This is a genomic window from Kribbella sp. NPDC048837 (genome assembly GCF_055586945.1).
Genome location: NZ_JBVJHF010000027.1, coordinates 1 through 7973, shown reverse-complemented (window position 1 = coordinate 7973; position 7973 = coordinate 1). Strand labels below are relative to the sequence as shown.

General features: G+C 69.9%; 8 protein-coding genes. 2 read left to right on the top strand and 6 right to left on the bottom strand.

Annotated features, from left to right (window positions below; genetic code table 11):
- The coding region (locus ACZ6O0_RS44400) for a helix-turn-helix domain-containing protein (protein WP_465771172.1) at positions 1–460 on the bottom strand (460 nt) is incomplete at its 3' end.
- A gap of 187 nt (positions 461–647) precedes the next feature.
- Here ACZ6O0_RS44400 and ACZ6O0_RS44395 point away from each other — a divergent pair.
- Positions 648–1382 (top strand): response regulator, encoded by a 735-nt coding sequence (locus ACZ6O0_RS44395; protein ID WP_465771170.1) that lies wholly within the window; start codon positions 648–650, stop codon positions 1380–1382.
- Between the two features lie 3 nt (positions 1383–1385).
- Here the strand turns inward: ACZ6O0_RS44395 and cydC are convergent, their stop codons facing one another.
- Genes cydC through ACZ6O0_RS44375 form a run of 4 tightly spaced genes read right to left on the bottom strand, consistent with a single transcriptional unit; the run spans position 1386 to position 7134 of the window.
- Entirely contained in the window at positions 1386–3104 is a 1719-nt protein-coding gene (gene cydC, locus ACZ6O0_RS44390; protein ID WP_465771169.1) for a thiol reductant ABC exporter subunit CydC, read from the bottom strand.
- Positions 3101–4726, bottom strand: a complete 1626-nt coding sequence (gene cydD, locus ACZ6O0_RS44385; RefSeq protein WP_465771168.1) for a thiol reductant ABC exporter subunit CydD — start codon at positions 4724–4726, stop codon at positions 3101–3103. Before cydD ends, cydC begins: the two co-directional genes overlap by 4 nt.
- Positions 4726–5733, bottom strand: coding sequence for a cytochrome d ubiquinol oxidase subunit II (gene cydB, locus ACZ6O0_RS44380; RefSeq protein ID WP_465771166.1), 1008 nt, complete (start codon positions 5731–5733; stop codon positions 4726–4728). The genes cydD and cydB overlap by 1 nt, the downstream gene beginning before the upstream one ends.
- Before the next feature lie 9 nt (positions 5734–5742).
- Positions 5743–7134 carry a cytochrome ubiquinol oxidase subunit I gene (locus tag ACZ6O0_RS44375; RefSeq protein ID WP_465771165.1) on the bottom strand — a complete coding sequence of 464 codons (1392 nt, stop codon included), beginning with the start codon at positions 7132–7134 and terminating at the stop codon, positions 5743–5745.
- Between the two features lie 136 nt (positions 7135–7270).
- On the opposite strand from ACZ6O0_RS44375, the gene ACZ6O0_RS44370 reads away from it, so the two are divergent.
- Positions 7271–7546 (top strand): acetate--CoA ligase family protein, encoded by a 276-nt coding sequence (locus ACZ6O0_RS44370; protein WP_465771164.1) that lies wholly within the window; start codon positions 7271–7273, stop codon positions 7544–7546.
- 85 nt (positions 7547–7631) lie between these two features.
- Here the strand turns inward: ACZ6O0_RS44370 and ACZ6O0_RS44365 are convergent.
- On the bottom strand, positions 7632–7973 hold a 342-nt coding region (locus tag ACZ6O0_RS44365), incomplete at its 5' end, for a hypothetical protein (RefSeq protein WP_465771163.1).

Genomic DNA, 7973 nt, shown 5'->3' with positions numbered 1-7973 from the left:
CGAAGATGATCAGGCCGTCGAGGTAGCAGTAGTTGACCGGGATGACCAGCAGGTCGTCGGCGCCGTGGTAGGCGATCCGGCCGACACACCCGGCCCCGATCAGCTGCACGCACTCCGCGGTGCGCATCGGCTCCAGCCGAGGCGCCACCGGTGAACGCCCCGCCACCGGTGAACGCCCGGGTGCCACCGGTGAACGCCCCGCCACCGGTGGGCGCTGGGGTGACCTCGGCGGGTGTGGCCCGGTCAGGTCGGCGATGCCGAGCTCGAGCGCGGCCGACAACCGGGCGAGCTCTCCGCCGGTCAGGGCGAACGGCCGGGTCTCGATCTGCTCGACGCGCTCCGTGCTCACACCCGCGCGCTCCGCGACCTCCGCGATGCCCAGGCCGAGGGCGAGCCGGCGTTCCCGGATGCGGACGCCGAGGTCGCTCGGCCCGACTGCGCTCGGTGAGCTGGTGTTCATCGGAGTCCGCCTTTCCATCGGTTGTCGATTCCAGTCCATCAGGCGGGCATCCCGGCGGGCAGGGCAGGACGTCCTGCAGGACCAGGGCCGGTCGGCAGGTTCGCGCCGAAGGTCCCGGTCGGGGGAGGTCGGTTGTCCCTGGCGCGCCCCGCACCGCAGACGAGATGCTGATCCGAGGACCCGCCCGGTGCCGGCGGTCGCGGTCGAGAACGTCGACGCCGTCGTGCGGCGGGTCGAGTCGAAGGAGACGGTGATGACGATCAGGGTATTTCTGCTCGACGACCACGAGGTGGTCCGGCTGGGACTGCACCAGCTGCTCGACGCCGAACCCGACATCGACGTCGTCGGCGACGCCTCGACCGCCGCCGAGGCGATCGCCCGGATCCCCGCCGTCCGCCCCGACGTCGCCGTCTTGGACGTGCGGCTCCCCGACGGCGACGGGATCACGGTCTGCCGCGAGATCCGCTCGACGATGGACACCCCGCCGGCCTGCCTGATGCTGACCTCGTACTCCGACGACCAGGCCCTGTTCACCGCGATCATGGCCGGCGCCGCGGGCTACCTGCTCAAGCAGATCCATGGCGACGCCCTGATCGACGCGGTCCGGCGGATCGCGGCCGGCGAGTCGCTGCTGGACCCGACGATGACGATGAAGGTCCTGGAGCGGCTGCGTCACCCGGTCGCCGACGAGGACCCCCGCTACGCCTCACTCACCGAACAGGAACGCAAGATCCTGTCCGAGATCGCCGAAGGCAAAACCAACCGCCAGATCGCCCAATCGCTCTACCTGGCCGAGAAAACCGTCAAGAACTACGTCTCCTCCCTGCTCCGCAAACTCAACCTCGAACGCCGCACCGAAGCCGCCGTCTTCGCCGTCGAACACGCCAAGAACCACCCACCAACCCCAACACCGGACAGATAACCCTCAACCCAGGAACTGCCCGGCCGGGCCGTCGATGCCTGCGACAACCATCTTGTCAGTCACGTCGGTGGCGACCCGGTGGTACGCCTGGCCGTCGGACAGTTCGAGGACTTCGTCGACGGCTTCCAGGTCGCGGTGGCGATGGGTGATGAGAAGTGTGGTGCGCCCCTCGGTGGCTCGGGTGATGTCGTGGACGAGTTCGTCGGCGGTGGATTCGTCGAGGTGGGCGGTCGGTTCGTCGAGGATGAGTACTGCGGGGTCCGCGAGGAGGGCACGGGCGAGGACCAGGCGCTGGCGTTCACCACCGGACAGTCGGGCGCCTCGCTCCCCGACGGTGGTGCCGAGGCACGCGGGTTGACGTCGTACCCAGGCCCCGAGGCGGACCCGGTCGAGGGCCGCGAGCAACTCGTCGTCCGCGGCGTCCGGCTTGCCGATCAGGAGGTTGTCGCGGATCGTGGCATCGAAGACGTGGTCGTCCTGCCCGCACAGGACGACGTGACGCCGGTACGACGCCTCGTCCAGGACCGCCTGGTCCGCCCCGGCGAGTGTGACAGTGCCGGACTCGGGGGCGAGGAACCCCATCAGAACGGCAGCCAGCGTGCTCTTCCCGGAACCGCTCGGACCGATCAGTCCCACGCGTTGCCCGGGCCGGAGCTCGAGGCTGAGGTCCCGGAGTACCGGAGCAGGTGCGCCCGGCCAGCGGGCGTCGACGTGCCGCACCGACAGACAGCCCGGCGTCGCCGGTTCGGTGCCCCAGGCAACTGATGGTTCGGGGAGAGCGGCCAGCGCGTGTAACCGGCCGGCGGCCAGCCAGCCACGGACGAGGTGACGCGCGGCCCCTGGCAACGGCGTCACCAGCTCGAAGGCGGCCAGGGGAGTGAGCACCAGAACCGCCAGTACGACGCCAGGCAGGCGCCCGTCGCGGACCGCCGGGACGCCGACCAGGATCTCGCCGGTCACGGTGAGTGCGAGAGCTGCGTTGGTCACGGCGGCGCCGACTCCGGTGGCCGAGGCGGATCGACGCAGGATGCTCGTCAGCCGTGCGTCGTGGTGCCGGATCCGCTCGAGCGTTCGGGGTGTGGCGCCGTAGGCGGTCAGGTCGGGCAGGCCGGTCACGAGCTCGTGAACTCCGGTGGCGAGCGCTGACCGGGCCGGAGCGAACCGTCGTTCGGCACGGGCGGAAAGCAGCACCGAGGCCAGCGGTCCGCCGACTGCCGCAGCGGTGAGGCCGGCCAGCAGGACGCCTCCGGCGGCCGGCAGGAGCGCGGTCAGCACGACGACGGTGGCAATTCCGGTGAAGAGGCTGACCGCGATCGGGAGCACGGCGCGCACGATCAGGTCCTGGATGGCGTCGACGTCGCGCGTGACCCGGGTGAGCAGGTCGCCGGCCCGGGTGCCGCCGAGTCCGGCGGGTGCGGCGCGATCGAGGTCGATCCAGGCCCGGACCCGGGTGCGGCCGAGAATCCGGAAGGCGGCGTCGTGACCGACCAGCCGTTCGGCGTACCGCAGGACGCCACGTCCGATGCCGAAGGCCCGGACCGCGACGATGGCGACGGTCAGGTAGAGCACGGGCGGGTGCTCGGCAGCCCGGGAGATCAGCCAGGCAGAGGTCGCCATCAGTCCGATCGAGCAGGTCATCGCCAGCGTGCCGAGCAGTGCGGCCGTGGCCAGGCGCCGGAGCTCCGGACGAACAACACGGATCAACCAGCTGAACGTGGTCATGCGGGCACCGCCGAGCGGTCGAGGTGGATCACCTGGTGGCAGAGTTCGAGCAGGGCCGGCCGATGCGTGACCAGGACAACGGTCCGCCCGCCGAACACGTCCGGGAGGGAGGCGAGCAGAGCCTGCTCGGTCTCGGGATCGACGCTCTCGGTCGGCTCGTCCAGCAGCAGCAGCGGAGCGTCGCGCAGGAGCGCGCGGGCGAGAGCGATCCGGCGGCGCTGGCCGGCGGACACGCCGTCACCGCGCTCACCGAGGACCAGGTCCAGCGGTACGTCGACCCGCGCCGACCGGGCTGCCCGGCGTACGGCGAGATCGTCGGCGGTGGCGTTCCCGAGCCGGATGTTGTCCCCGACGGTCCCGGCGAAGAGGACCGGGTCCTGTCCCATCCAGGCGACGTCCCGCCGCCACCGCTGCAGGTCGGCGCCGGCCAGGTCGATGCCCCCGGCAATCACCGTTCCGTGGTCGGGGCGGACCGTGCCGAGCAGGAGGCCGAGAACGGTCGACTTCCCACCGCCACTGGGCCCGACGATGCCGGTGACCTGGCCGGGCGGGATCGTGAGGGTGAGGCCGTCGATCGCCGGCGTCGCCCGGTCCTCGCTGTTCACGGTCACGTCCTCCAACCGGAGAACCGCGGTGGGGTCGGCGATGTCGTGGCCTGGTTCAGGAGTGGGCTGCTCGATGACCGTGAAGAGCTGGTCGGCAGCGGCCAGCCCCTCCGCGCTCGCGTGGTAGTGCGCGCCCAGGAGTCGCAGTGGCAGGTACGCCTCGGGCGCCAGGATCAAGACGAGCAAGGCGGTCCTCAGGTCGAGACGGCCGTCGACCAGCCGGAGACCCACCGAGACCGCCACGAGCGCGACGGAGAGCGTTGCGACCAGCTCGAGCACCAGCGACGACAAGAAGGCCAGCCGGAGCGTGGCCAGCGTCGTACGCCGCTGCTGGTCGGCGAGCCGCCGGATGGTCTCGACCTGAGCGCGGGAACGGCCGAACACCTTCAGCGTGCCGAGACCGGACAGGACGTCGAGGAAGTGATGTGCGAGGGCTTGCAGCGTGGCCCACTGCCGCGCGGTCAACGACTTCGTGGTGAGCCCGACCAGGACCATGAAGATCGGGATGAGTGGCAGCGTCACCATCACGATCACGGCGCTGAGCCAGTCGGCCGTGAGCATGCGGGCCGCCACGACAAGCGGTACGACGCAGACGAGGACGAGCTGCGGCAGGTAGCGGGAGAAGTAGTCGTCGAGGGCGTCGATGCCGCGGGTGGCCAGCGTCGTCAGCTCACCGCTTCGTTCGCCGGTCAACCATCGTGGACCCAGCGCGGCGAGCTTGGTGAGGAACCGCATCCGGAGCTCCGACTTGACCGCGGCCGAGCACTTCTGTGCGACCACCTCGGCCAGCCAGGCCAGTGCGGCGCGGGCCAGGAGCGTGGCTGCGAGACCGATGACCGGACCACGGAGCTGACCGACCCCGAGACCACCGAGGAAGGCGTCGGTGATGATCCCGGCGAGCAGCCATGCCTGACACAGGATGAGCACTGCCTGCGCGGTCCCGATCACAGCCGACAGCACCAGGAAGATCCTGGTGCCGCGGGTGTGCCGGAGCAACCGGGCATCGACGGCCGGCATCAGGCGGCCTTCGGCTGGGGGATGTCGTCCCTGGTGAGACGCCGCCGGAAGACCCAGTAGGTGTAGCCCTGGTACAGCAGCACGATCGGCGTGAACACCACGGCGACCCAGGTCATGATCCTCAGCGTGTACGGCGTCGACGCGGCGTTCTCGGTGGTCAGGCTGAAGGCCGGGTTCGTGGTGGACGGCAGCACGTCGGGGTACAGCGTGACGAACAAGGTGGCCGAGGCGAACACGATCGTGGCTGCGGTGCCGAGGAAGCCCAGCCCGTCCCGGCCGGCCCGGGACGCGAGGACGCTGCCGGCCAAGCACGCGGCGGCGAGGATCGCCAGCGTCCAGGTGATCCACGACCCGTCGAACGACTGCGTCCAGATCAGGAACGCGGCCGCGAACGGCACGGCCGTGGCGCCCAGCGGCAGCACCAGGGCGCGAGCCCGGTCGCGGACCGGTCCGTGGGTCTTGAGCGCGAGGAAGATCGCGCCGTGCAGCGCGAAGAGGACCAGGGTGGTCACGCCGCCGAGCAGCGCGTACGGGTTCAGCAGCGTGAAGAAGTCGCCGGTGAAGTTGTGGTTCGCGTCGAGCGGTACGCCACGGACGATGTTGGCCAGCGCGACACCCCAGAGCAGAGCCGGTAAGGCGCTGCCGATGACGATCGCCACATCCCAGCGCGAGTGCCACGACGCGTCGTCGACCTTGTTGCGGTACTCCAGTGCGATGCCACGGACGATCAGCGCTACCAGGATCACCAGCAGCGCGAGGTAGAAGCCGGAGAACAGGCTGGCGTACCAGAACGGGAACGCGGCGAACGTGGCGCCGCCGGCGACCAGCAGCCAGACCTCGTTGCCGTCCCAGACCGGGCCGATCGTCCGGAGCGTGACCTTGCGATCGACGGCGTCCTTCGCGACCACCGGCAGCAGCATGCCGACGCCGAAGTCGAAGCCCTCGAGGACGAGGTAGCCGGTCCACAGGACCGCGATCAGCAGGAACCAGATGTCGGTGAGTTCCACGGGGACTCCTCAGTACAGGAAGGCGGGCTCGGGCTCGCCGGCCGCCGGATCGGGCTCGGCCGGCACGGTCCGGGCGAACCGGATCAGCAGCAGGACCTCGATCACCGCGAGAACGGCGTACAGGAGCGTGAAGGTGATCATCGACGTGAGCACGGTGCCGGCGCCGACCGTGGGCGAGACGCCGTCGCGGGTCTGCATCAGACCGAAGACGATCCAGGGCTGGCGGCCCATCTCGGTGAAGATCCAGCCGAAGCTGTTCGCGGCGAGCGGCAGCAGTGGCAGCAGCAGGGCACCGCGGACCAGCCAGCGCGACGGCGCGGCCCGTCCCCGGCGGCGCAGGTACCACAGCGCGATCAGGGCCATCAGAGCCGACAGGGCGCCGAACAGGATCATCAGGCGGAACGTCCAGTAGGTCACCGGGATATTGGGCTTGTAGCTGCCCGGCCCGAACCGCTGTTCGTAGGCGCGCTGGAGGTTGTTGATGCCCTCGACCTTGCCGCTCCATGTGCCGGTGGCCAGGAACGACAGACCGTGCGGCAGGGTCAGCGACCAGACTTCACGCTGACCGTTGAGCGAACCGATGGTGAGCAGCGAGAAGTCGGCCGGCGCGGAGGTCTCGTAGAGCGCCTCGGCCGCGGCCATCTTCATCGGCTGCGTCTCGGTCATGATCTTGCCCTGGATGTCGCCGGTGACGACGACCGCGACCGCTGCGACCAGGACGGTGATCGCGCCGAGCTTTACGGTGGGCCGGAACAGGGTGCGGCGTCGTTCGTCGCCGCGCAGCAGGTGCCAGAGCGCGATGCCGAGCATGAAGGCGCCGGCGGTGAGGAAGCTCGCCGAGATCGTGTGCGGGAACGTCACGAGTGCGACCTTGTTGGTCAGCACCGCGCCGAAGTCCTGCAACTCGGCCCGTCCGCTCGCCCTGTCGTAGCGATAGCCGACCGGCCACTGCATCCAGGAGTTCGCGGCCAGGATGAAGTACGCCGACAACTGGGTGCCGATGGCAACGAGCCAGATCGAGGCGAGATGGACCTTCTTCGGCAACCGGTCCCAGCCGAAGATCCACAGTCCGAGGAACGTGGACTCCAGGAAGAACGCCAGCAGGCCCTCGATGGCCAGCGGTGCGCCGAAGATGTCGCCGACGAACTTCGAGTAGTCGCTCCAGTTCATCCCGAACTGGAACTCCTGCACGATTCCGGTGACGACCCCCATCGCGAAGTTGATCAGGAACAGCTTGCCCCAGAACTGGGTGAGCTGCCGGTACTTCACCTTGCCGGTGCGGTACCAGGCAGTGTGCAGGCCGGCGACCAGGGCCGACAGTCCGATGGTGATCGGCACGAACAAGAAGTGATAGACGGTGGTGATTCCGAACTGCCACCGCGCCAGGTCGATCGGATCCATGGGCACCAGCGTCGCGGCGCCCGGCCACCGCCCCCAGTGCCAAAGGTCCCGCTGTCGCGGGACCCATCGGCACTGGCTCGGGGCTCCGCCTCGGGGTGGGCTGGTGGGGTCGAGAGGAGGCGTCAGGCGGTGCGGTATGCCGAGTGGCGGTCGCGGCCGCTGCGCACCCCTGCTGGCCGGCTACCGCGGCGCGAAGGCCGCCGACCAGGACGCCGTCCTGGACGTCATCCACCGCATCGCCTGGCTCGCCGACCACGTCCCCGAACTCGCCGAACTCGACATCAACCCCCTGATCGCCACCCCATCAGGCGCCGTCGCGGTCGACGCCCGAATCGGCCTCACCCCGGCCACCCCCGAACCCGACTGCCACGCCCGCCGGATGCGCGCGAGCGACGCGGGACAGGGCGCCTAGGAAGCGGCGCTCCTCCAGGTGCTGTTGTCCGCGATGGCTTGGAGGTCGGTCTCCCAGCGTTGGAGTTCGTGTTGCAGCGCGGTGGTCATGGCTGTTCCTTGGGGGGGAGGAAGTCCGTGAGTGGCCGGCGGGCGGTGCCGGTGCTGGGACGGGTGTGGCTGAAGCGGATGATCATGTGGGCGTGCCCGGGGCGTTGGGTGAGGGCCTGGACCTGGGGGCGTAGGTCCTCGAACTCGAGTGGTTGGTTGAGGAAGGATGCGCTGAGGCCGAGGCGGGTCGCGGTGAGCAGGACGCGTTCGAGTGCGGTGCCGGCGGCGACCTGGTCGGTGGGTTGGTCGTAGTCGGTGGACAGGATGGCCAGGTCCGGGTGGGTTTCGAAGCTGGTCTGCTGCCGGGTCCGGTCGGTGGGGCGGGTGGCCAGGTCGCG

Excerpts from the sequence above, each read along its gene's own strand:
- ACZ6O0_RS44375 (WP_465771165.1), bottom strand. The coding sequence starts at position 7,134 with ATGGATCCGATCGACCTGGCGCGGTGGCAGTTCGGAATCACCACCGTC.
- cydD (WP_465771168.1), bottom strand. The coding sequence starts at position 4,726 with ATGCCGGCCGTCGATGCCCGGTTGCTCCGGCACACCCGCGGCACCAGG.
- cydC (WP_465771169.1), bottom strand. The coding sequence starts at position 3,104 with ATGACCACGTTCAGCTGGTTGATCCGTGTTGTTCGTCCGGAGCTCCGG.
- ACZ6O0_RS44370 (WP_465771164.1), top strand. The coding sequence starts at position 7,271 with ATGCCGAGTGGCGGTCGCGGCCGCTGCGCACCCCTGCTGGCCGGCTAC.